General features: G+C 62.9%; 17 protein-coding genes. 7 read left to right on the top strand and 10 right to left on the bottom strand.

Annotated features, from left to right (window positions below; all coding sequences use genetic code 11):
- Positions 1–80: 80 nt before the first annotated feature.
- Complete coding sequence (ureC, locus tag N8H74_RS07230; RefSeq protein ID WP_217832685.1) at positions 81–1781, top strand: urease subunit alpha; 1701 nt, start codon at positions 81–83, stop codon at positions 1779–1781.
- Positions 1782–1847: 66 nt separating this feature from the next.
- Here ureC and N8H74_RS07235 read toward each other — a convergent pair whose 3' ends face one another.
- Positions 1848–8858, bottom strand: coding sequence for an NEL-type E3 ubiquitin ligase domain-containing protein (locus N8H74_RS07235; RefSeq protein WP_262146776.1), 7011 nt, complete (start codon positions 8856–8858; stop codon positions 1848–1850).
- Between the two features lie 127 nt (positions 8859–8985).
- Here N8H74_RS07235 and N8H74_RS07240 point away from each other — a divergent pair, with 127 nt between their 5' ends.
- A complete protein-coding gene (locus tag N8H74_RS07240; RefSeq protein WP_217832688.1) occupies positions 8986–10113 on the top strand; it encodes a HAMP domain-containing sensor histidine kinase in 1128 nt (375 codons plus the stop codon).
- A 55-nt stretch (positions 10114–10168) separates the two neighbouring features.
- On the opposite strand, the gene N8H74_RS07245 is transcribed toward N8H74_RS07240, so the two are convergent.
- Together N8H74_RS07245 and N8H74_RS07250 are read right to left on the bottom strand one after the other, a co-directional pair.
- Complete coding sequence (locus N8H74_RS07245; protein ID WP_119429418.1) at positions 10169–10474, bottom strand: chaperone modulator CbpM; 306 nt, start codon at positions 10472–10474, stop codon at positions 10169–10171.
- Positions 10475–10498: 24 nt separating this feature from the next.
- On the bottom strand, positions 10499–11446 hold the full coding sequence (locus N8H74_RS07250; RefSeq protein ID WP_217832689.1) for a DnaJ C-terminal domain-containing protein: 948 nt from the start codon (positions 11444–11446) through the stop codon (positions 10499–10501).
- A gap of 293 nt (positions 11447–11739) precedes the next feature.
- On the opposite strand from N8H74_RS07250, the gene N8H74_RS07255 reads away from it, so the two are divergent.
- Positions 11740–13014 (top strand): Hsp70 family protein, encoded by a 1275-nt coding sequence (locus N8H74_RS07255; RefSeq protein WP_262146777.1) that lies wholly within the window; start codon positions 11740–11742, stop codon positions 13012–13014.
- Between the two features lie 117 nt (positions 13015–13131).
- Here N8H74_RS07255 and N8H74_RS07260 read toward each other — a convergent pair whose 3' ends face one another.
- The 3 genes from N8H74_RS07260 to N8H74_RS07270 form a co-directional block, all read right to left on the bottom strand.
- The gene (locus N8H74_RS07260) at positions 13132–14145 is read right to left on the bottom strand and encodes a hypothetical protein (protein WP_217832691.1); all 1014 of its coding nucleotides are present in this window, start codon (positions 14143–14145) and stop codon (positions 13132–13134) included.
- A 169-nt stretch (positions 14146–14314) separates the two neighbouring features.
- Positions 14315–14617 (bottom strand): PsiF family protein, encoded by a 303-nt coding sequence (locus N8H74_RS07265; protein WP_262146778.1) that lies wholly within the window; start codon positions 14615–14617, stop codon positions 14315–14317.
- A gap of 63 nt (positions 14618–14680) precedes the next feature.
- Positions 14681–15475 (bottom strand): helix-turn-helix transcriptional regulator, encoded by a 795-nt coding sequence (locus N8H74_RS07270; RefSeq protein ID WP_262146779.1) that lies wholly within the window; start codon positions 15473–15475, stop codon positions 14681–14683.
- Positions 15476–15572: 97 nt separating this feature from the next.
- Between N8H74_RS07270 and N8H74_RS07275 the strand changes: the two genes are divergently transcribed.
- A complete protein-coding gene (locus N8H74_RS07275) occupies positions 15573–16460 on the top strand; it encodes a DMT family transporter (protein ID WP_262146780.1) in 888 nt (295 codons plus the stop codon).
- Positions 16461–16556: 96 nt separating this feature from the next.
- On the opposite strand, the gene N8H74_RS07280 is transcribed toward N8H74_RS07275, so the two are convergent.
- The 3 genes from N8H74_RS07280 to N8H74_RS07290 form a co-directional block, all read right to left on the bottom strand.
- Positions 16557–17447: a triacylglycerol lipase gene (locus N8H74_RS07280; RefSeq protein ID WP_262146781.1), complete on the bottom strand. Its 891-nt coding sequence runs from the start codon at positions 17445–17447 to the stop codon at positions 16557–16559.
- A 91-nt stretch (positions 17448–17538) separates the two neighbouring features.
- Positions 17539–17844 carry a multidrug efflux SMR transporter gene (locus N8H74_RS07285; RefSeq protein WP_217832696.1) on the bottom strand — a complete coding sequence of 102 codons (306 nt, stop codon included), beginning with the start codon at positions 17842–17844 and terminating at the stop codon, positions 17539–17541.
- The gene (locus tag N8H74_RS07290) at positions 17845–18483 is read right to left on the bottom strand and encodes an NAD(P)H-dependent oxidoreductase (protein ID WP_262146782.1); all 639 of its coding nucleotides are present in this window, start codon (positions 18481–18483) and stop codon (positions 17845–17847) included.
- Positions 18484–18603: 120 nt separating this feature from the next.
- Here N8H74_RS07290 and N8H74_RS07295 point away from each other — a divergent pair, with 120 nt between their 5' ends.
- Positions 18604–19521 carry a LysR substrate-binding domain-containing protein gene (locus N8H74_RS07295; RefSeq protein WP_262146783.1) on the top strand — a complete coding sequence of 306 codons (918 nt, stop codon included), beginning with the start codon at positions 18604–18606 and terminating at the stop codon, positions 19519–19521.
- Between the two features lie 90 nt (positions 19522–19611).
- Positions 19612–20142, top strand: coding sequence for a ferritin-like domain-containing protein (locus N8H74_RS07300; protein ID WP_217832699.1), 531 nt, complete (start codon positions 19612–19614; stop codon positions 20140–20142).
- A gap of 99 nt (positions 20143–20241) precedes the next feature.
- Here N8H74_RS07300 and N8H74_RS07305 read toward each other — a convergent pair whose 3' ends face one another.
- Positions 20242–22317 (bottom strand): AsmA family protein, encoded by a 2076-nt coding sequence (locus tag N8H74_RS07305; RefSeq protein WP_262146784.1) that lies wholly within the window; start codon positions 22315–22317, stop codon positions 20242–20244.
- A gap of 385 nt (positions 22318–22702) precedes the next feature.
- On the opposite strand from N8H74_RS07305, the gene N8H74_RS07310 reads away from it, so the two are divergent.
- Positions 22703–23251: a hypothetical protein gene (locus N8H74_RS07310; protein WP_262146785.1), complete on the top strand. Its 549-nt coding sequence runs from the start codon at positions 22703–22705 to the stop codon at positions 23249–23251.
- The last annotated feature ends 59 nt before the right edge of the window (positions 23252–23310 follow it).

Below are 23310 nucleotides of genomic sequence, written 5' to 3' on the forward strand. Positions count from 1 at the left end.
ACGCGATCAGTCCCCTCTCCCTCCGGGAGAGGGTCAGGGTGAGGGTCGATGGCTCACCCCTATTTTCCTGAAGGACGCACATGAAAATCTCGAGACAAGCCTACGCCGACATGTTCGGCCCCACGGTCGGCGACAAGGTGCGCCTGGCCGACACCGAGCTGTGGATCGAAGTCGAGCAGGACTTCACCACCTACGGCGAAGAAGTGAAATTCGGTGGCGGCAAAGTGATCCGCGACGGTCAGGGCCAGAGCCAGTTGCTCGCCGCCGAAGTGGTCGACACCCTGATCACCAACGCGCTGATCGTCGACCACTGGGGCATCGTCAAGGCTGACGTCGGCCTCAAGGACGGGCGTATCGCTGCCATCGGCAAGGCCGGCAATCCGGACATCCAGCCGAACGTGACCATCGCCATCGGCGCCAGCACTGAAGTGATCGCCGGCGAAGGCATGATCCTCACTGCCGGCGGCATCGATACCCACATTCACTTCATCTGCCCGCAACAGATCGAAGAGGCGCTGATGAGCGGCGTCACCACCATGATCGGCGGCGGCACAGGGCCGGCCACCGGCACCAACGCCACCACCTGCACGTCCGGGCCATGGCATCTGGCGCGCATGCTCCAGGCCGCCGATGCGTTCCCGATGAACATCGGCCTCACCGGCAAGGGCAACGCCAGCCTGCCCGAGCCTTTGATCGAGCAGGTCAAGGCCGGCGCCATCGGCCTCAAGCTGCACGAAGACTGGGGCACCACCCCGGCGAGCATCGACAACTGCCTGAGCGTCGCCGACCAGTACGACGTCCAGGTGGCAATCCACACCGACACCCTCAACGAGTCCGGTTTCGTCGAAACCACCCTCGGCGCATTCAAGGGCCGCACCATCCACACCTACCACACAGAAGGTGCCGGCGGCGGTCATGCGCCGGACATCATCAAGGCCTGCGGTTTCGCCAACGTGCTGCCGAGTTCGACCAATCCGACCCGGCCGTTCACCCGCAACACCATCGACGAACACCTCGACATGCTGATGGTCTGCCACCACCTCGACCCGAGCATAGCCGAAGACGTGGCGTTCGCCGAAAGCCGCATCCGCCGCGAAACGATTGCCGCCGAAGACATCCTCCACGACCTCGGTGCCTTCTCGATGATCAGCTCCGACAGCCAGGCCATGGGCCGGGTCGGCGAAGTCATCACGCGCACCTGGCAGACCGCCGACAAGATGAAAAAGCAGCGTGGCCCGCTGCCGCTGGATGGCGAGGGCAACGACAACTTCCGCGCCAAACGCTACATCGCCAAATACACGATCAACCCGGCGATCACCCATGGCATCAGCCATGAAGTGGGTTCGGTGGAAGTGGGCAAGTGGGCCGATCTGGTGCTTTGGCGTCCGGCGTTTTTCGGGGTAAAACCGACGCTGATTCTCAAGGGCGGCGCCATCGCCGCCAGCCTGATGGGCGACGCCAACGCCTCGATCCCGACCCCGCAGCCGGTGCATTACCGCCCGATGTTCGCCAGTTACGGCGGCTCGTTGCACGCCACCAGCCTGACGTTCATCAGCCAGGCCGCGCAGGCGGCGGGTTTGCCCGAAGCACTGGGCCTGAAGAAGAAAATCGCCGTGGTCAAAGGTTGCCGCGAGGTGCAGAAAACCGATCTGATCCACAACGATTACCTGCCGGACATCGATGTCGATCCACAGACCTATCAGGTCAAGGCCGACGGCGTGCTGCTGTGGTGCGAGCCGGCAGAAACCCTGCCGATGGCCCAGCGCTATTTCCTCTTCTGAAAAAAGCAGCGGGGCCGACATGCCATGCACGTCGGCCCCTCTGCCGTATTCCCTGGTTAACGCCGGTCAGGCGTTGTCCTGCACCTCCTGGCGTGACAGCTCGAGCAGTTTCAGATTCAGCTCGGTCGAGCGCTCGATCTCCAGCATCTGCAGACGCTCGCTGTAGGCGTCGCTGGCCAGATCGTCGTGTTCATCCTCGAGGCGTTCCAGATTGGCATCGGCGCGCTGCTTGAGTTCGGCGAAGGCCTGCGGGTATTTCTCCTTGAGGTAGTCGACCCAGTAACCGCGACCGATCAACACCTCGAAGAAGCGCTCCGACTGCTCGGCATTCAGCACCTGCTGACGGGCATCGATCAGATGACTGCCATCCAGGGGACGGCGGAACTTCATGGCCCTCGGTTGCCCCGGTAAAGTCAGCCCGTCGGGCCAGCCATCGGTCATGCCGATGCGGTACTGCAAGCGTACTTCGGCGGGATCGAGGTCGTGGGTTGCCGCCTGACGGGCCAGGCTTTCCACTTCATCCAGACGAAACAACCGTCGCGACAACGCCAGCAGCGCACGGCCCTTCTGCTCCAGGCCCGGCTCGACCTGCAACAAGGCGTTGTGTACGTAGACCTTGACCTCGATCTCGCTGAGCGCCAGCGTGCGACCGTCCACACACGTGGTGTGGGTGCGCGCCAGGTCGAACAGGCTCTGGCGCAGATCGGCGAAGCTGTCCGCCGCCTCCATGACACTCCAGATTCGCCGGGTCAGATCCGAGCGATGCAGCTTGAACTCCTGGGTATCGCGCATCTCGCTCAGCAAATTGAAGAAGTTGCCGTTGTCCGGCTCGGCCGCGACACGCTCCCAGACCGCACGGTAATGCTCGATGTCCTCGGGCAAAACGTCCCGCAACCAGGGTTCCATTTGCCGGGACAATGCCTGAGCGAGCAGTTCGGGGATGAACTCGTCCTCCTCGCGGGGGGCCGAAAAATCGTCTTCGCTGACATTCAGGGTATCGGTGTCGTTGCCGTCATAAGAGATCGATCCGGACTCGCTGACGTAGTCGTCCATCATCCGCTCGATGTCGGCGAAGGGAATACCCAGCACCGGACCGCGATCCTCCTCCTGCGTGTAGACGAACAAGCGCTGCAACGACTCCAGCGACAGGTTGTGGTTGTCCGACAGATCGGTGCCGGCCATCAGTGCTTCGTGCGTACCGTCCAGTGCCTGATCGGGAATCGACACGATGTCGTTGCCGCTGAGGTTCAGCGTGGTCAGCGAGGTGGATTCCAGCACGCCGTCAGGCCAGTCGCTCAGGCGGTTGTTGCGCAGATCCAGGCCTTGCAGGTGCTCGAAGTTCTCGACGCTGAAGGTTTCCAGCAGGTTATGGCTCAGATCCAGCCAGCGCAGGTTTTCATGGGTTGCCAGGGAAAAGTACAGCGACGCCGGATCCTGGATGCCTGTACTGGAAAGCTCCAGACGCTGCAAAGCGTTCATCTGTGTGACCGCACCGGGCAATGCTTCCAGGGCCTGACCGCTGAGATTGAGCGTGCGCAGGTTGGGGAATGCGCGCAGGAAGTCATTGGAGCCCTGCTCGGAGATTCGTGTGCCGGTGAGGTTCAGCTCATTCACATCGTTGAAGCTCACCGGCAGGCGCGGCAGGTCACCGAGTTGCAAACCGTCCAGGCCCAGTTCGTGGCCGACAGGCCCCGCTACGCCGCTCAACCGATCGCGCCAGCAACGCACGATACGTTGCGCCGCCAGACGTCGGGTGTGGGACGACACGAGCCAGCCCTCGCCGCTGACTTCGCGGATGTACAGCCAGTCGTTCAAGCGGCGGGTCAGGGCTTCGAGTTCGCGCTGCCAATTGTCCAGCCGCTCGGCGATCTGCACATCGGTCGTGCCACCGCCGCGCATCCGCTCAAGGATCTCTTCGCCCCATGTGCTGGAAATTCCCGGGTCCAGGCCTTGCAGGCGCCTGACCAGCCAGGGGGTGCCGGAACCGGGCTCGATGGTCGGCGGCAGCGGCAACAGCCTGCGCAGGAGGGTCATGGCGTTTTCCCTGGGCGGGAACTCAGAAGGCACCGCCTGGTGGGCAAACCGCAGCAGCGTGCCTTCTTCCATGCCCCTGGCCTGTTCGATCCGCAACCTGGCTGCTGCCAGCCCGGTGCGGGCCTGTGGAGTCAGGACGGCGTCGGTCAGATTGGCTGCGATCACCAGCTCATCCCGCGCGAGCGCCGTGGGCGGGATCGAACTGATCCGGCTGCCGCGCAGGTCCAGCGACGTCAGTTGCGACAGGTTTTCCGCGCCGGTCGGCCATTGCGAGAGCGGTGTGCGGGTCAGGTCGAGGGACTGAAGTCCCGTCAGCGCGCTGACGTCCACGGTAGCGAGCGGGTTGCCCTGCAGGTTCAAATGTTCGAGGCCGGCAATATCGCCTGCCTGCAACGGCAGTTCGGACAGGCCGCAATCCTTCAACTCCAGCGCCTTGACGTTGCTGAACGTCCTGAGGAATTCGCGCAGCGGCGCCACTGGCGCTCGCAGGCCCTTGATCCGCAGCGAGGTCACATGGGTGAACCCCTCGGCCGGCAACAGCGGTAACGTTTCCACCCCGACAGCCCCCAGCTCGAGAACCGCGGCCTGACCGGCGGCAAACAGGTTGAGCCGTCCACTCATGGCTGAGCCGTAGCGTTGCAACAGCCCGGCGCGCCAGTTGGTTTTCAGGACATTGGCCATCGACGCTCGCACATAGCCGCCATCCTGAAGATCGAACGGATCGGCGACCCATGCCTCCATCTGCTTGAGCTGAGCGTACTGGTCCGCGAGTTTTTCGATGGCGGCGTAACGCGCCTGGTTGTCCGGCCAGCTCTCGACGAATGGCTGGGTCAGATCTTCATAGAAACTGGGCAAATCCCCGCCAAACCCCATGAATTGCCCGCGACAGTAGCTCTTGAGCATGCCGTCCAGATCGCCGGCCCGCTGGGGTTGCTGGCTGAATTGCTCGTACACCGGACGGAAGGCTTCACGGGAGAACCTCGACCAGTCCAGCGACAGGCCGCTCAGCAGTCGCTCGTGGCCGACATGAATGTCGGCAGGCAGATGGGCGATTCCGGTGTGGCGCAGATCCAGCAGCTCCAGATGCGGCAGGCTCAGTAAACCGTCGGGCCATTCACGCATCTGCTCATCGTTTACCTCAAGGTGACGCAACTGGCGCAGGGCACTGAGATCGAGCCGTTCAGAGGCCTCGGCCGCCACGCCGCCGCGCTGCACCAACAACTCCAGAGCCTGGAGATTCGGCAACCGCCCCCAATGCTCCGATATGCCGTGCAGGGAGTGCAGGCCGAGATTCAGCTCCTTGAGATTTTTCAGCGGTGCCAAGGCATCAAACAGTTCATTTGCCGCGATTTCGGGTGCGGCAAAATTCAGCACTTCGACATTGGGGAAACACGGCAGCAATTGACTTGCCCCCGGCCCCATCAGGATCAGCTCGCGCACATGCGAGAAGTCGGCGGTCAAGGCCGGCAGGGCTTGTCCCGAGACAACGTTGAGTCCGCGAAACTGCACAAACTCGTCGGCCAGCGGCGACATGCGCCAGCTGGTCTTGAAGCTCTGGGCAATGAACTCGCGCCCGGCCACGGTCGATACGTGCGCCCCGGAGACCTCTGCCACCCATTGGTTCAGCGTGGTTTCCATGGCCTCCCACTCGCGCATCCGGTTGTTGAGCAGATGCAGGATCTGCTGCTCGGTCTTGCCCGAGCGCAAGTGTGAGAGCACAAACTGCGAGGCCTGTTCGTCCAGCAGACCCGGGTAGACGTCACGCACCCGTGGCACCAGTGCCGCGACCATCCCGGTAAACTCGCCGCTGGCCGGGTAACCGACCTGGGTGGCGGAGATCCGCTGCGGTGGCTTGAACCAGCGCTTGCGGCCAGCAGCCTCGTCCAGCACTTGCAAGGACGCTTCGCGATGAGCCGTGGCGTAATCGATGATTGCTCGCTGCAGGTCGGCGCTTCTGCCGACTTCAGCGACGCCCAGGGAACGGCGGGCGTTGTCCGGCAGGGCATGCATGATCGAGGCGTAGAAATTGTCCTCGTAGCGGGACGTGGAGTTCAGGCTTTCGCCACGTTCGTTGAACGCCTGATAAGACGGCCCGCGCTTGACCAGATATTTGCGTTCACCAGCCGTCTCGCTGCCGATGCCGTCGATCAGTCGCCCTTCGATACCGCCGTCACGGATTTCCAGACGCAGGTTGTCCGGCCAGCCCGGCAGTTTTTCCAGCGAGTGCAGGGCCAGGCGGGCGCTGTCGGGCAGCACCATGCTTTGCCGATAAAGGCCGCCGAATGCGCGGGTCAGGCGCCCTTCACGGGCATACCAGCGCGCCATTTCCTGCAGGGGCAACGGCACCCGCTGGCCGCTGTCCAGCCGCGCGAGCGTTGCGCCATCGCTCTGCGCCAGAACGGCTTGCGCCGCCGGCTCGCTGAGTCCCGGACAGACCCGCTGCAATTTGCCGACCCGCGCATCCAGCGGCCCCGTGCCCTGGTAAAGGCTTTCGAACAGCACCGGACGACGAGTCCGCACGTAATCGGCAATCTGCTTTCTGAACTCTTCTGGCCGCAGGTCGTAGACCCGCGCACCCTCGCCACCGAGCAGGCGGACAATCTCCGACTCATCGAGCGCCGCCAGAATCCGCGCCAGTAATTCGCCGCTGCGAACATCGGCACGGCTGATACGGATCGACGGTTTGATCGGCGCAGTCGGCACCAGGCGCTCGCTGCCGTACTTGACCGAGGCGCCCGACAGGTCGGCCTGCTCGAACACTTCCAGCACCCGGCCCTGGGGCCAGCGCGGCATCTTGCTCATCAACGGCAGGATGCTCAGATAGTGGCTGCCGGCGGATTGCCCGCTCGCCACTTGCTCGATCAATTGCCCGACCCCACGGTCGGCGTCGAACAGGCGCATGGCCTCCGCCAGTTGCGGCGGTGGCAGGGCGTTATCCATGTGCATCTTGCGCAACGCGCTGTCGCTCAATCCGCTGATCTCGCCGATCCGCAGCAGCTCCTCGTCGGACCAGGCCTCGACGCTGTGCCCGATGCGGCGCAGCAAGGTCAGCCGGTCCCAGGCCAGTGGCCGTTCCTGGGCCAGGCGCCAGGCACCGGCGTGGTTGTGGGTCAGCAGCGGTTGACAGGCCTGTGCGTCGCTGGGGTGCCTGATCCGCCATTTGCCGGCTGTCGTGTCGTAGAACTGCTCGTAGGTCTTGCCGCCCATGCGGATGTAATGCTTGCCATTAAGGAGGTACTGGCCGCGAGCATCGGGCGTGAAGTCGGCGGTGAAGCCCACGGCGGACTCATAGCCTTGCAAGTCGGCTTTCCACAAGCGGGTCTTGCCATCGGGCAGCGTCACTTGATGCAGGTCCTCGATCAGCGGCTCGGGCCTGACCGCTACCCACTTCGCCAGCGCCTTGCCCGCCCCGGCCGTGAGCGCGATCAATGCCAGGTTCTGCGCGACATCCAGCAGATGCTCCCGCGCGGCCTTGCGATCGCCCTCGCTCCACTCGATGACCCCGGCAAACGCCTCTTGCAGGATCGGATAAGTCATCACGCCCATCATCACTTCGCCCAGCACCGGCACGAACATCGAAGCGGTCGTCAGCACCAGCATCCCGGCGTTGAGCAACGTGGCGAATTTCTGCGAACGCACCCTCGCGTCGACATCCGCAGTCGGCACCGCGTGATGGCGGGCGTCGTCGATCAGTTTTCGGCGGTGCTCATCGAACAGGTACTGAAACGGATCGACGTTTTCCGCCCACAACCCCGGCCCGTCGCCCCGACGGGTCTGGCTTCCCGGCCGGAGATAGGGATCATCGTTGGGCACCTGGCGAACGGCTGGCGTCGGCGGCAATTCGTCTACCCCGAACAGCAGCCCGAACGGGTTGGCACCCTTGAGCAGCTCATTGAGCAACGAGGCATAGGGCGCAAGTTTTTCGTCGAAGCTCTGCTCCGGGGTGTCCTGGGTGAACTGGCTGAAATAGTAAGGAAGGTCGGCGTAGGCCACGAACTGGCTGAAGAAGCGCTGATAAGGCGTCGGCCCCGCGCCCTGCGCACCCGCGGTGAAGCGCTGCTTGAACAGCTCGCGGGTCTGGGTCGGGTCATAGCGTTTGAGTGGATGATCCGGGTCATGGGGGATGTAGATCAGCCACTCGTCGGTGTAGCGGTACTTCTCGCTGATGGTGAACCACATGCAGCCGGTCATTCGCCGGTTCATCAGGTTCAGGTCGCGAAACCAGATCTGCTTCTTGCCCTGGTACGGCTGCAGATTGCCGTCGATGATTTCCAGGATCGAGGCGTAATCCTTTGGTTCGATGTCCTTTTGCAGCAGCGCCCGTTCGGCCGCCGCACGCAGGGCGGTTTTCTGTGCGCGGGAGAATTTTTCCCGCAGCACCGCCTCGCTGACGCTGTCTTCGGGATGCAGGTGTTCCTTGAGGTAGGCCTGATACTTCGCGCCGATATCCAGCGTGCGGCACAGGCCGGTGAACTGCTCGACGGTCAACGAGGTGCTGACCGCCTCCATCAGCCCCGCCCTGGCGCCTTGGACCTGAAACCCGGAGGACTGGTGAAACGCGCCGCGCTCGCACTCCGATTCCTCGAAGTTGTGCAGCGCGGCCTGCAACAGCGGCAACTTGAGGACTTCGAAGCTGCTGATGTCGATGCCGAGGATGCCCAGCTCCAGGGGTTTGCGCAGTTGCAGGAAGGTCTTGTGAATATCCAGTTCGACGTTGAAACGCTCCTTCAGAGCCTTGCTCAACAGCGGCGCGGCGAAGGTGTCGATGTCTTGCAGCCAGCTCATGGCCTTGTCCAGCCGGGTCTGGGCGCTGAAGCTGGCGGTGAGGGCTTCGTTGAAGGCCTGGCGTCGGCTCGCCGAGGCTTGCAGATACCAGGGCGGTAACGGCGCGGCGGCCCGTTTGAGTGCCGCGCGGCGCTCCGGGGTGGCGTCGGTCAGCCAGCCGGGAATGGCCTTCTCCAGCAGGTCGCCATGGATGCTGCGGGTGGCCGCCGGTTTGCGCTCCGCGCTCGCCGTCGGGGTGGAATCAGGGTCGTTGGACATCGCGTCGCTCCTTTGAAATGGAGCGTCAGAACACCATGTCCGGGCGACCGGTCGGCGGTACATAGTTATATCCGCCAAAGGGACTACTATTCGATTCGTCCAGGGCGAATATTCAGGAACGGTGGCCATGCGTTTACCCGAATTCATCAGGCAACACGTGGATCGCATCGTCGAAGAATGGGAGCAATTCGCCCGCACCCTGACCCCGGCGGCGGAAAACCTCGACCGCACAGCGCTGCGCGATCACGCCAGGGCCATTTTGCTCGCCGCCGCCCGGGACATGAGCAGCGAGCAGACCGCCAGCGAACAACTCGCCAAAGCCAAGGGCGAAGGCCCGGAGAAGACCCCGAGCCTCGACCGGGCCGGCGCCAGCCACGGCGAACTGCGGCATACCGTGGGTTTCGATCTGGTGCAGATGACCTCCGAATTCCGCCATCTGCGCGCCTGTGTCATTCGCCTGTGGGTCAACAGCCTGGAAGCACCGGACATGGCGTATCTGCAGGACATGATCCGTTTCAACGAAGCCATCGACGAAGCCCTGGCCGAATCCACCGCCGCCTACGCCGAGCAGGTCGATCACTCCAGGGATATCTTCCTGGCGATCCTCGGCCACGACCTGCGCGCGCCGTTGCAGGCGGTGACCATGTCCATCGAACTGCTGATGCGCAAGGCCAGCCTCACCGACGATGCGCTGAACTGTGCACGCAATATCCAGCAGGGCTCGCGGCACATGGCGGCGATGGTCAGCGATTTGCTCGAACTGGTGCGCAGCCGCTTGGGCAAGAGCCTGCCGATCAGCCCCGAACCGATGGACCTGGCCGATGCCACCCGCGCGGCCATGGCCGAAGCCTGCGCCGGCAATCCGCAATGCGATCCGACCCTGACCGTCAGTGGCGACACCCGGGGCACCTGGGATGCCGGACGCCTCGATCAGTTATTGCAGAATCTGATCGGCAACGCTTTGCAGCATGGTGAAGACCCGCGTGAGCTGAAACTCGATCTGCGCGGCGACAGTGAAACGATCCGCCTCACCGTGCATAACGACGGCACGCCGATTCCGGAAGAAGCCATCGGGACCATCTTCGATCCGCTGGTGCGCAGCGCCGACGAAGAACTTGGCCAGCCATCGACCAGCCTCGGGTTAGGCTTGTTTATCGTCAAGGAAGTGGTAACCGCCCATGGCGGCACGATCGAGGTCAGTTCGAGCGCAGCGGAGGGGACGGTGTTTACCGTGGTGCTGCCGAAAAAGATTTAGGCACGAAACTGCGAGGAGCCCGGAGCGGGCAACCGCAAATCCTCAGAAAAACTGACTATTCGACGACCAGCCGTCCCAATCGCTGGCGCAGCATCCGGTTCTCGGCCCGCAACTCCTGCACCTCTTCCAGCAGGTCCAGCGCCAGGGCGACGCCTTCCCATTCCAGCTCCAGGTCGCGCCGCAGCTTCGCGGCGCGTTTGGCCAGGGCCAGTTCGTAGTCGGTGAAGCGCCATTCCCGGGGCTGCGCGCCCTGAGGTTCGAGGATGCCGTGCTCGACGATTTCGATCACGTAGACGTCCGACAAATCGGCCGCCTCACAGAATTCTGCCATGTCCAGTTGAACGATCAGGGGGCTGCTCATGAGTGGGCTACTCCGTCGTCGGGTTCAGAAGTTCTCTCGCGGGTTGAAAGCGGCTTTCTTCGCCAGTTCCTGCCACAGCGCCTTGACGTCATCGCCCGCGGCTTTCGGCATCACGGCCTTGAGCTGCACGAACAGATAACCGCGCTCGCCGGCCTTGTTCTTCAGACCGTGGCCCTTGGCGCGCATGCGCTGGCCGTTCTGGCTGCCGGCCGGCACCTTGAGGTTGATCTTGCCGGTCAGGGTCGGCACGGCCACTTCGGCGCCCAGCGCCAGTTCCCACGGTGCCAGCGGCAAGGTGATGATCAGGTTTTCGCCTTCGACATCGAATTTCGGGTGCGGCGCAAAACGAATGGTCAGGTACAGATCGCCATTGGCCCCGCCGCCGACACCCGGTGCGCCCTGGCCCTTGAGGCGGATGCGCTCGCCGTCGGTCACGCCCGCCGGGATCTTCACGTTCAGGCTCTTGCTGGTGTTGCTGACGTGCTGGCCGTTGGCGTTGTGTTGCGGCACCTGGAAGGTGACCTTCTTCGACTCGTTCGCCAGGGTCTCTTCGAGGAAGATCGGCAGTTCCATTTCCACGTCTTGTCCTCGGCGCCCGGCGCTGCGGGATTGCCGGCCATTGCCGCCACCGAAACCGGGGCCGCGATTGCCGAAGATCGAACTGAAGAAGTCCGAGAAGTCACCGCCGCCCTGGTCACCGCCAAAGCCGCCACGGCTCTGCCAGCCCGGCGGCCCCTGGAACGGCTGACCGTGCTGGCCGTAGCGGCGCAGGTCGTCGTATTCGGCGCGCTTGTCGGCGCTTTTCAGCGCTTCATAGGCTTCCGAGGCGTCCTTGAACTTGGCCTCGGCGTCCTTTTCCTTGCTGACATCGGGGTGGTATTTGCGCGCGAGCTTGCGATAGGCCGCCTTGATTGCCTTGTCGTCAGCCGTCGGCTCCACGCCGAGTATCTTGTAATAGTCTTTGAAGTCCATCGAAGGAGTCACCATCCGTTATCGATTTCGCGCCGCCGGCAGCCTGCGCCGATTCGCGCAGGCGGGGTTGACCGATCTCAAGGTTGTGACCGGGTGGCGCAGCAGAAGTTTATCGGCAGTGGACGGCGGTTCTTGCGACCGCCGGTATGTCTGCCGACCCATGCCAGCAAGTTTGGGGCGATGCGCGGGGTTTCAAGGCAGTTTAGTGGCGAAATAGCAGATGACCGGCCTTCGAATCTGGCGCGCACTGACATACACTGCGCGGCCGTTTTTTTGACCGGAACCTGTAAGACATGAAAGACGCCTCTCCAGCCCGTGCCCTCGGTATCGACTTCGGCACGTCCAACTCCACTGTCGGCTGGCTGCGCCCCGGCGTGGAAACGATGATCGCGCTGGAAGACGACAAGATCACCCTGCCGTCGGTGGTCTTCTTCAATATCGAGGAGCGCCGCCCGGTCTACGGTCGCCTGGCGCTGCACGAATACCTGGAAGGCTACGAAGGCCGGCTGATGCGCTCGCTCAAGAGCCTGCTCGGCTCCAAGCTGATCAAGCACGACACCAGCGTTCTTGGCACCGCGATGCCGTTCAAGGACTTGCTCGGGCTGTTCATCGGCCAGCTCAAGAGCCGCGCCGAAGCCGCCGCCGGTCGTGAGTTCGAACACGTGGTGCTGGGCCGTCCGGTGTTCTTCGTCGATGACGATCCGCTGGCCGACCAGGAAGCCGAAGACACCCTGGTGGACGTGGCGAAAAAGCTCGGCTTCAAGGACGTGTCGTTCCAGTACGAGCCGATTGCCGCGGCCTTCGACTACGAGTCGACCATCGAGAAAGAAGAACTGGTCCTGATCGTCGACATCGGCGGGGGTACGTCCGACTTCTCCCTGGTGCGCCTGTCGCCCGAGCGTCGCGGTGTGGATAACCGTCACGACGACATCCTCGCCACCGGCGGCGTACACATCGGCGGAACCGACTTCGACAAACAACTGAGCCTGCAAGGCCTGATGCCGCTGTTCGGCTATGGCAGCCGGATGAAAAGCGGCGCCTTCATGCCGACCAGCCACCACATGAACCTGGCGACCTGGCACACGATCAACTCGGTGTATTCGCAGAAATCCACCCTGGCCCTGGGCAGCATGCGCTACGACATCGAGGACACCGGCGGCATCGACCGTCTGTTCAAGCTGATCGAACAGCGCGCCGGCCACTGGCTGGCGATGGAAGTGGAAGAAACCAAGATCCAGCTGACCCACACCGACAGCCGCCACGTAGCGCTGGACCGGATCGAGGCCGGGCTGAATGTGGAGCTGACCCGGAATCTGTTCGAATCGGCCATCGACGCACAACTGGAGCGGGTCCGTGCCAGCGTCACCCAGTTGCTGAGCGATGCCAATGTAACGGTCGGTCAGGTCGACACGGTGTTCTTCACCGGCGGCTCCAGCGGCATCCCGGCGCTGCGCAACAGCGTCTCGGCGATGCTGCCGAATGCGCGGCATGTCGAAGGCAACATCTTCGGCAGCATTGGCAGCGGCCTCGCGATCGAGGCGATGAAGCGCTACGGCGCCGAAGCCTGATTGCGCATCAGCGGCGCCCCTTTCGCGAGCAAGCCCGCTCCCACAGGATCAAACCGGATCGTGTGGGAGCGGGCTTGCTCATGAAGGTGTCAGCTCAGGCAACACCGATCCATTGGATCAGACCATCCCGCCCAGCTTCAGCTCACTCTTCAGATACGCGTAATAAATCGGCCCCGCCACTACCCCCGGCAGGCCGAACGCGGCCTCGAACACCAGCATCGCCAACAGCAGCTCCCACGACTTGGCACTGATCTGCCCGCCGACGATGCGCGCGTTGAGGAAGTATTCGAGCTTGTGGATAAAGATCAGGTAACCCAGCGCGGCAATCGCCACCCAGATCGACAGCGACAGGCCGACGATGGTGATCAGGGTGTTGGACATCAGGTTGCCGATCACCGGCAGCAGGCCGAGCAGGAACGTCAGGACGATCAGGGTCTTGGTCAGCGGCAGCTTGATGCCGAACATCGGCAGGATCAGCGCCAGGAAGATCCCGGTGAAAAAGGTGTTGAGCAGGGAAATCTTGATCTGCGCGAAAACGATGTTGCGAAACGCCTGCACCAGCAGGTGCAGACGGTCGAACAGCGCGGCGGCCAGCGGTTTGCGCTTGGTCACGTCAGGAATCCGCTGCAAGGCGATGATCGCGCCGAGCACCATGCCGATCAGCAGGGTCACGAACATGTGCGCCGCGTCCTTGCCCACCAGTTGCAGGTCGGCCAGGTGTTTGCTCAGCCAGTCGCCGATGGCGACCCGGAATTCGGCGGCGCTGGCCGGCAGATAGGCGTCGATGAACGGCGGCAACTGACCGCGCGCGCGGTCGACCACGCCCATGAACTTGTCGAGGGACGCCCCGGGGTTTTCCGCCTCGTGCAGCAGGAAACTGATGGCTCCGGCAAAGATCAGCGCCAGCACGCTCACCACCAGCGTGCCGAGCAACGCCACCGCCAGCCAGCGCGCGCGCCGGCCTTCGATCAGGCGTTGCAGTTGCGGGGTGAGCATGTTGACCAGCTCGAATACCAGCAACCCGGCCAGCAGACTGGGCAGCAAACGCAGGGGAAGCACCAGCAACAACCCGCCGAAAATGATGATGCAACTGACCCAGAACACAACATGACGCTCAGAAAACGTTGGCATACAGCCTCAAAACGAACGGCGTAAAAGGATTGGCAGTCTGCCAGCGATCCGGGGTGAGCACTAGGGATATGCGGTGCTTCGGATTTGAAGCCCGACTTGAGGCCCAGCCCTCACTCTCTCCCGAAGAGAGAGGGTTGGGGTGGGGGAGCGGCCACCACCCATTCCCGGCTTACTTCTTCAAACAGGTACTCATGAACGTCTTGCGCGCATCGCCGGTCAGCGCCTTGGTTTTCGCGTCGGCATTACAGGTCTTCATTTTTTCCTGCTGCGGGGTCAGGGCCTTGCCGTCGTTCGCCGCAGGCGCCGCCTTGAGGCACGTACTCATGAAGGCTTTGCGCTCGTCGCCCTTGAGGCTCTTGGCCGTGGCGTCGGCGTTGCAGGTGGTCATCTTGTTCTGTTGCGCCGTGGCGGCGAAACCCTGGGAACACAGCAGCAGACCGATCATCAACAAAGGGACACGCAACATCTTCATGGAGTTTTCTCCTTGTTGCCGCATCGATGGATACGGCCTGCGCTGCAGTGTAGTCAAAGCTTGTTACACCTTCCTACCCTCCCAATGGCTACGCCGGTATTGTTCCGGCGTACAGCCGGCCTGACGGGCAAACATCGCGATGAATGCCGAGCCGCTGCTGTAACCCAGATCGAAGGCGATTTCCTGGACGCTGCGTGCACTCTCCAGCGCCTCGATCGCCGCCAGATAACGCAGACGCTGGCGCCATTCGCCGAAACTCATCCCCAGCTCACGCACGAATTGCCGGGCCAGGGTGCGCTCGCTGACATGCACCTGCGCCGCCCAGTGCGCCAGCGGCAGGGTGTTGCCGGGATCAACCTGCAAGGCTTCGAGAATCGCCAGCAGACCGGGGCTGCTCGCGTAAGGCAAGTAGCATTCATGCACCGGCGCCTGGCGCAATTGATCGACCAGCACCTGGGCCAGACGCTGGTCGGCCTCGAATTCGGGGATCTTCACGTCACGGGCGGCGAAGTCCTTGAGAATCGCCTTGAGGATGTCGCTGATCGCCAGGGTGCACGCCTGCTCCGGCAGCTCGGCGCACACCAGCGGCGCCAGGCATACGGAGCGGTAGTTGACCGGTTGATGACTGTAGAAACTGTGCTCGACCTGCGGCGGCACCCACACCGCGTATTGCGGCGGCGACATGAAGCGGCTGCCGTCGACGTCCATGTGCAACACGCCGTGCGCCGCGTATTCCAGGGTGCCCCAGGGATGGCGGTGCGGAGCCGCGTATTCATGCGTGTTGAAGTCGGCATAGCGGAAATACACCGCCGACGGCAGTTCGCTGAAATCCAGCAGATCGATATGTTTGCTGTTCATGCTGTCCGGAATCAGGGGCGAGTTGTCTGGTTCGCAGTATAGAGCTGGAACCGGACAAGGGATAATTACCCTTCATCAACGTACTGGTTTCTCCCCCATGCAATACGCGTTTCCCCTGCTGGCGATTTTCATCTGGGCCGGCAACACCGTGATCAACAAACTCGCGGTCGGCGCGATCTTTCCCGCCGAGATCGGCTTCTACCGCTGGCTGCTGGCGGCGCTGTTGTTCACGCCGTTCATGCTGAAAAAAGTCATCGCCCACTGGCCGCAGATCCGCCCGAACCTGGGGCGGATTTTCGTACTCGGCGTATTGGGGATGGCGGTCTATCAGAGCCTGGCCTACTTCGCCGCGACCCTGACCAGCGCCACCAACATGGGCATCATTCTGTCGCTGATGCCGCTGATGTCGCTGGCCATGGCAATCATCAGCCTCGGTCAGCGCCTGACCGCCGGGGCCTTGTTCGGCGCCGTGCTGTCGTTTGCCGGCGTGCTGGTGGTGGTGTCATCCGGCAGCCTCGGCGCGCTGCTGCAACACGGGGTCAACCTGGGGGACGCGATGATGCTGGTCGCCACCCTGGCCTATGCGATCTACAGCACCCTGTTGAAGAAGTGGCAGTTGCGCCTGCCGCCGCTGGTGTTGCTGTATTTGCAGGTGCTGGTGGCGGTGGTGGTGCTGTTTCCGCTGTTCGCCGTCTCGCCGAAAACCGGACTGACGCTGCACAACGTTCCGCTGGTGCTGTATGCCTGCCTGCTGGCCTCGATGCTCGCGCCACTGGCCTGGATGCAGGCCGTGACGCGGCTGGGACCGAGCCGCACGACGCTGTTTTTCAATCTGCTGCCGCTGATTACCGCGCTGATCGCGGCGGTGGTGTTGCATGAACAGTTGGCGCTGTATCACCTGGTGGGCGGGGTGCTGACGCTGGGTGGGGTGGTGCTTTCCGAACGCTGGACGACCGTGTTGGGACGCAAGGTCAGCGTTGCCTGAGCTGGCCTCTTCGTGGGCAAGCCCACTCCCGCAAAGGGCGATGGTGAACCTGTGGGAGCGGGCTGACTCGCCAATGAAGCGACGCAGTCTCAAGCCTCACAGCCCGGCCACCTTCAACCGCGCCGCATGCTCGACAAACAGCCGCACCGGATCCGCCCCCTCGCCCACCAGTCCCAGCGACTGGTTGACGATGTCGAAGTGATCCATCGGGTAGTCATCGCCAATCACCGTGCCCAGGTGCGAGCTGTAGCGCCCGACCATGCCGTCGCACTGCCCTCGCTCACGGACGAAGGTTGCGGCGAACAACCGGCAACTGCGGTGGGTGCCGTCGAAGCGGTTGCCGCCACGATCGGTCTTGCCCGGCTGCAAGGTCCCCGACCATGAGTAATAGCGCACCCCGCCGACCTCTTCCGGCCCCTGCCCGCCCCAGGTTTCAGGCAGGCCCTGTGGATAACGCTGGTTGAACAGCGCCACGCCGGCCGTCGTCAGGGAGTGATGCGAAGCGTGGATGTCCACCGGCAGTTTCGGCCCGTGATAACCGGTTTCCAGCAGCGCCATCAACCAGCCGACAAAGCGCAGCAGCGCTTCGAGGATGCGCCCTCTGGCGCTGTCCGCCGGGTAATGGAGCGCCAGGTAATCCGCCAGCTCCGAGCCGTGATTGGGGCCGGCCACCGAGGTTACCGAGGCCACGAGATCCGGACGTCTGGCGGCGGCATAACGGGCCGTCAATGAACCCTGGCTGTGGCCGATCAGGTTGACCTTGCCGGCGCTGGTCTCGCGCAGGATCTCGTCGATCCGCGCCAGCAACTGCTCGCCGCGCACCTCGGTGGAATTGAGCGGCGACACCTGCACCGCTATCACCGTCGCCCCGCCCCGGCGCAACGCGGCAATGATCCCGTACCAGTACGGGTACAGCACCAGCCGGATAAACCCGAGCATGCCCGGCACCAGCACCAGTGGATAACGCGTAGCGGAACCTTGCGACATGGGCAGACTTCCTTGTGGTCAGTGAGTGGACGCAAGGCGTGCAACACGCCCGCCCAGCATCCGCGCTGAACATGACAACTCAATGAGCAGCCTACTTCAGCCCCACCACCCCCGCCACAATCAGCCCCACCGACAGCAGTTTCACCAGCGTCAGGCTCTCGCCCAGCAAGGCGAATCCGAGGAACACCGTGCCCAGCGAACCGATCGCGGTCCAGATCGGATAAGCGATGCTCACCGGCAATTCGCGCATCGCCAGCGTCAGGAAATACACCCCGCCCACCGCCGCGACCACGGTGATCAGCGACGGCCACAGCCGGGTGAAGCCCTCGGCGTACTTCATGCCCATGGCGAAGGTGACTTCAAACCCGGCGGCGATAAAGAGAAACAGCCAGGCCACCTAAAACTCCCGGGCCAGACCGAGCAAACGCTGCTCAGCCTCGGCCACCGACACCGCGAAGGTGCGTTCGGCGGACTCTTCGCCTTCGGCCGCGACCACCGTGACATCGTTGATGCCGATGAATCCCAGCGCCGTGCGCAGCCACGGATCGGCATGGTTGAGGGCTTCCAGTTCGCCGCCGGGACCAAAACCGAAACCGCCGCGACTGGTGACGATCAGCGCCTTCTTGCCCTGCAACAGCGGTGTGTACTGGGCCACGCCGTTGTCCAGGGTGTGGTCGAAAGTCAGGCCCAGACGCACGATCTGATCGACCCAGGCCTTGAGACCGCTGGGCACATTGAAGTTGTACATCGGCGTGGAAATCAGCAGCAGGTCGTGTTCGAACAACTCGTTGACCAGTTGATCGCTGAGCGCCAGATCCGCCTGCATCGACAGCGGTCGCGCCTCGGGTTCTGGATAGAACGCTGCCGCGACAAACGCCTCGTTGACCGCCGGAATCAACGCCCGCCCCACTTCACGGCGCGTCACCTGTGCCTGCGGATGGCGCGCCTGCCAGGCACTCAGAAACCCCTCGGCCAGACACCGCGAATGGGAGCGCTCGCCCCGTGGGCTGGCGTGGATCACAAGAATCTTGCTCATCTGTACTTCCTCCGGACTAGAATCAAACTGCTTGTGTTTTGCAGCTTGCCGCTGACTGCCGTCGTGTCTCAAATGAGCAAAAATCAGTCTGGATGAATTGATTTCATCCATGGAGTGTCCATGTTCGCTTCGTTGCCGTTGACCGCCCTGCGCGCCTTTGAATCCGCCTCGCGGCTGCTCAGCTTCAAGGCCGCCGCCGAAGAACTGGCGGTGACGCCGACGGCGATTTCCCACCAGATTCGCTCACTGGAAGACTGGCTCGGCGTGGCGCTGTTCGAACGCCTGCCGCGCCAGGTACGCCTGACCGAAGGTGGCGAGCGGCTGTTTCGCAGCCTGCACGGCGCCTTGCTCGAAGTTTCGCAAAGCGTCGATACCCTGCGCCCGCAACGCAGCGGCAGCAGCCTGACGCTGTCGACCACCGCCGCGTTCGCCGCGCTGTGGCTGGTGCCGCGTCTCGGGCGGTTTTATGCGCGGCATCCGAACATCAACCTGCGCCTGGACACCCATTGCGAGGTAATCGATCTGCACCAGGACGCCAGCGTCGATCTGGTGCTGCGCTACAGCCTCGACGACTACCCGAACCTGTATGGCCTGTGCCTGTTCGACGAATCGTTCGGGGTGTATGGCTCGCCGGAGCAAGTGGCGCTGGCCGCGCGGCGCACGCCGACACTGATCAGCGTGCGCTGGCACAACTCGAAGCTGTACGCCCATGGCTGGGAAGCGTGGTGCGGCAAGTCCGGGGAAAACTGGCTGAACCAGCACCCGGCGATTCGCGAGTACGACGAGGAGCATTACGCGCTGCAAGCGGCCATCGCCGGCCAGGGGCTGGTGCTGGCGAGCAACATTCTGGTGTCGGAGAGCGTCGCCAATGGTTTGCTGCAGCCTTACAAGGCGCCGGTGCAAGTCGATGGCGCCGGGTACAGCGCGCTGTGCGTGCCGGGCAGGGAGCGGCATCCGCCGGTGCGGGCGTTTTTTGCCTGGTTGCGCGAGGAAGCGCAGTTGTCCGGGCTCACGCCCAGATCGCGAGAAATCCCATAAAACTTTTTGCTGCGCTCAAGACTCACACAGAAAGAGGCGATCACCTCGACAGAACGTGACGCCCTTCGGATTAGCCTCCAGGAGATCGAAATGAGCGACATGCATTTATCTGATGTACAAACCCTGCGCGAGCGCGCCCGCCAGCACGTGGAAAACGGCGCGGTGACCGAAACCTACAGCGCCGACCGCGAAGAAGTGCTGCGCTTGCTCAACGAGTCGCTGGCCACCGAACTGGTCTGCGTCCTGCGCTACAAGCGCCACTACTTCATGGCCAACGGGCTGAAAGCCAACGTGGCCGCCGACGAGTTTCTCGAACACGCCACCCAGGAAGCCGATCACGCCGACCGCCTCGCCGAGCGCATCGTGCAACTGGGCGGCGAACCGGAGTTCAACCCCGACCAGTTGTCGAAGATGTCCCACGCCCAGTACGTGGCCGGGAACACCTTGAAGGAAATGGTCTACGAAGACCTGGTGGCCGAGCGGATCGCCATCGACAGCTATCGCGAAATCATTCAATACATCGGCGAAAAAGACCCGACCACCCGGCGCATCTTCGAAGACATCCTGGCCCAGGAAGAAGAGCATGCCGATGACATGGCCGACATCCTGAAAGACCTGTAAATCCGCTTTACGAGCAAGCCCGCTTCCCCAGGATCTCTGCTATTCACCGAGAGCCTGGGAAGCGGGCTTGCTCGCGAAAGGGCCCGGCACAACCGCCGACTATTTGGTCGGTTTCACCGTCACCGGCGCCTTGCCCGCCTTCATCTGCTCCAGCAACGGCGCACACTGATTGGGCTCGCCACCACTCGGCGCCACCAGCGCCAGCAGTCCCGCCGCCGGTGCCGCAATCACCCCCAGCGCCACCATCCCCGCGCCGCGCAGCATCAGCGGCACCGCCTTGACCCCGGCATCCGGCTTGATGAACTTGCCGCGCACATACAGCGGCGAACGCAGGGAAATCAGACGCCAGCCTTTCGACTCCGGCGTGATCGTCAGGTCCAGTTGCTCCGTCGCCATGTTCGCCGTGCCGTCGATGTAGATGATCGCGTTCTCGGTATCGAACACGAACAACCGGGTGGTCGCCAGGCCCGTCTTGATATCGAAGTCCGCCGCCGCGCAGTTGATCTTCACTTCCTTGTCGCCAAAGATCTTGCCGACCACGTAGTTACCGACATTCAGCCCGGCCAGTTCCATCAGCTCGCGACTGATCGCGCCGTCGTTGATCAGCACTTTCAACTTGCCGTTGGCGCCGCCCAACAGCTTCGCCACCGAGTTGCCGCGACCGCTGATATCGGCGTCGCCATTGAGTTCGCCGAAACTGGTTTTCATCGGCTCGAAGGTCGGGAACAGCTCCTTGAGTTTGAACTTGCGCGCCGTCAGTTTCGCCCGGCCTTCCAGCGGTTCGGTGCGGCCATTGAGGCGAATCTGCGCATCGAGGTTGCCACCGGCCACGCCGAAGCGCAGCGGTTCGAGACTGAGTTCGCCGTCGTTGAGTTTCAGGTGGGTATAGAGGTCGGTGAACGGCAGCTTCTCGCTGTGGACGATACGTTTGCCGGTGAATTCGACGTCGGCGTCCATGGTCCGCCAGCGGTCGGTCTTGAACTCCTCGACCGGCAGCACCTTGTCCGTCGGTTGCTTGCTGTCGCCGCCACGAGCCTTTTGCTTTTCATTGGAATCGGCACCGATCAGCGGCGCGAGATCAGCGAACAACAGTTGATTGGACAGCAACGCGCCACTGAGCTTGGGCCGTGGCTGACTGGCGACGAAGGCCAGGTCGCCGTGGATGTCGCTGTTGCCGATCTTGCCGTTGAACTGTTCGTAGCGGAACTGCGCGCCGCCCGGCTCATGCAGCTTGGCGATCAGGTGGCCGTCGGTGGAATAAGGTGGCGTATCCGGCAGGGTCACGCCGGTCAGCGGATACAGGTTGCCGAGGCTGGCACCGGCCAGTTTCAGGCGCAGATCGAGGGCACCGAGATTGCGCGGGTCGGTCAGGGTGCCGGCGAGTTCGACGCTGGTATCGCCGATCTTCGCCTGGGCCTGCAACGGGAATGGCTTGCTCGCATCCTGCAAGGCCAGCAACCCGCCGATCTTGCCCTGGCCGGCGAGTTTCTGACCGTGGTACTGGCCGCCGACTTTCAGGCCAAAGGCGTAATCCTGCGGCGCACCGCCCTTGTCCTGCGCGGTTTTCGCCGCTTTGTCGCCAACGATTTCGCTGAACGGAATCGGCTTGCCCAGCGGATCGATCAGCACATCCAGGTTGGTCTTCAGGGTCTGGTCGTCCAGCGTGACATGGCCTTTGTCGAAGCCGACCGCGCCGATGTCCACCACCCAGTTCGAAGGTTCGGCATTCGGGTCCTTGGGATCGAACTTGAACGTCCAGTTGGCGCGACCGTCGGCCAGCCGTTGCAGTTGCGCATTGGGCTCGGTCAGGTCGATACGCGGGATCACCACCCGCTGCGCCAGCAACGCCAACGGAGAAATGCGCAGCTCGACGCGCTTGAGGGTGACCATCTGCGGTTGCTTCGACCAGTCCGGGTTGCCCAGGCTCAGATCCTCCGCGACCACATGCGGCCACGGCACCCAGGCGCGCCAGCCACCCTCGTCCGGCTCGCGCTGCCAGATCACCGCCAGGTTGCCGTTGATGGCAAACGCCCGGTGCAGTTCTTCCGAGACTTTGGCATTGAGCGGCGGTTTGATCCGGTTCCAGTCGAAGAACACGATGATCAACACCAGCACCGCGAGAAGCAGCACCAGGGTGGCGAAGGTCCAGCCAAGAATTTTACGCGTGCGCGTCATTGCACAAAGCTCCTGAAGACGACTGCGTGCCGACATCGCAACGCAGCTGAAACGGCGGGCCGCTTGTGGCCCTCATGAAGTCTACGACTGACAAACGGCTCGCAGGTTTAATCGAAAGACCGGTCGGGACGGAAAAAACCGCTGCGATTCTGACTGATTGGTCGAAGCAGCGTTACCGGCCCCGCACTTTTGTGCGGCACAAGTGGGTGGAAAATACCCACCCCGGTGCAAAACCGCTCGCCTGAAAGGCCCGTTCTAGAGCCTCTCCGCAGAACAATCAATTCTGTTGATTATTACCATTGTGTTTATGAACTTTTATATCGACTTATCGAGAGTAGCATTGCCCTCGTACCCACTTTATCGCCCTCCCAAGGAGCAACCCATCATGAAACGCCAAGTCCTGTTCAGCTTTGCCCTGTCGATGTTAGCCAGCACCGCTTTTGCCCTGCCCGCTGCCGATCAGGCCACCCCTCAAGTCAAAACCAGCCACTCGGTGTTCAGCCAGACCGTTGCCGCCGATGGCTCCGACCGCACTCCACAGGGCCAGACCCTGGCTGAAAACGGCCGTAACCGCCTCGAAGAAAAAGGCCTGGTACAAGATGGCTACGACAAAACCCCACAAGGTCAATTCGTAGCAGAAGGCGGCCGTGATCGCCTGGAAGAGAAAGGCCTGGTTCAAGACGGTTCCGATCGCACCCCACAAGGTCAGACCCTTGCCGCTGATGGTTCCGATCGCACGCCACAGGGCCAGACTCTTGCCGCTGACGGTTCCGACCGTACTCCACAAGGCCAGACCCTTGCTGCTGACGGTTCCGACCGCACCCCACAAGGCCAGACCCTTGCTGCTGACGGTTCCGACCGCACTCCACAAGGCCAGACCCTCGCCGAAGGTGGTGGTGACCGCGTGATCGAACGCAACAGCGCTTTGAGCTAAGCCCATGAAGGCCTCGAAAAAAAGCCCAATCCACGGATTGGGCTTTTGACTTTTCGACG

The sequence above is a fragment of the Pseudomonas sp. B2M1-30 genome (genome assembly GCF_025447575.1).
GTDB classification, from domain to species: domain Bacteria; phylum Pseudomonadota; class Gammaproteobacteria; order Pseudomonadales; family Pseudomonadaceae; genus Aquipseudomonas; species Aquipseudomonas botevensis.

Bases quoted from the DNA above. Each gene is read 5' to 3' on its own strand.
- ureC (WP_217832685.1), top strand. From the start codon at position 81: ATGAAAATCTCGAGACAAGCCTACGCCGACATGTTCGGCCCCACGGTC.
- N8H74_RS07235 (WP_262146776.1), bottom strand. From the start codon at position 8,858: ATGTCCAACGACCCTGATTCCACCCCGACGGCGAGCGCGGAGCGCAAA.
- N8H74_RS07240 (WP_217832688.1), top strand. From the start codon at position 8,986: ATGCGTTTACCCGAATTCATCAGGCAACACGTGGATCGCATCGTCGAA.
- N8H74_RS07245 (WP_119429418.1), bottom strand. From the start codon at position 10,474: ATGAGCAGCCCCCTGATCGTTCAACTGGACATGGCAGAATTCTGTGAG.
- N8H74_RS07250 (WP_217832689.1), bottom strand. From the start codon at position 11,446: ATGGACTTCAAAGACTATTACAAGATACTCGGCGTGGAGCCGACGGCT.
- N8H74_RS07255 (WP_262146777.1), top strand. From the start codon at position 11,740: ATGAAAGACGCCTCTCCAGCCCGTGCCCTCGGTATCGACTTCGGCACG.
- N8H74_RS07260 (WP_217832691.1), bottom strand. From the start codon at position 14,145: ATGCCAACGTTTTCTGAGCGTCATGTTGTGTTCTGGGTCAGTTGCATC.
- N8H74_RS07265 (WP_262146778.1), bottom strand. From the start codon at position 14,617: ATGAAGATGTTGCGTGTCCCTTTGTTGATGATCGGTCTGCTGCTGTGT.
- N8H74_RS07270 (WP_262146779.1), bottom strand. From the start codon at position 15,475: ATGAACAGCAAACATATCGATCTGCTGGATTTCAGCGAACTGCCGTCG.
- N8H74_RS07275 (WP_262146780.1), top strand. From the start codon at position 15,573: ATGCAATACGCGTTTCCCCTGCTGGCGATTTTCATCTGGGCCGGCAAC.
- N8H74_RS07280 (WP_262146781.1), bottom strand. From the start codon at position 17,447: ATGTCGCAAGGTTCCGCTACGCGTTATCCACTGGTGCTGGTGCCGGGC.
- N8H74_RS07290 (WP_262146782.1), bottom strand. From the start codon at position 18,483: ATGAGCAAGATTCTTGTGATCCACGCCAGCCCACGGGGCGAGCGCTCC.
- N8H74_RS07295 (WP_262146783.1), top strand. From the start codon at position 18,604: ATGTTCGCTTCGTTGCCGTTGACCGCCCTGCGCGCCTTTGAATCCGCC.
- N8H74_RS07300 (WP_217832699.1), top strand. From the start codon at position 19,612: ATGAGCGACATGCATTTATCTGATGTACAAACCCTGCGCGAGCGCGCC.
- N8H74_RS07305 (WP_262146784.1), bottom strand. From the start codon at position 22,317: ATGACGCGCACGCGTAAAATTCTTGGCTGGACCTTCGCCACCCTGGTG.
- N8H74_RS07310 (WP_262146785.1), top strand. From the start codon at position 22,703: ATGAAACGCCAAGTCCTGTTCAGCTTTGCCCTGTCGATGTTAGCCAGC.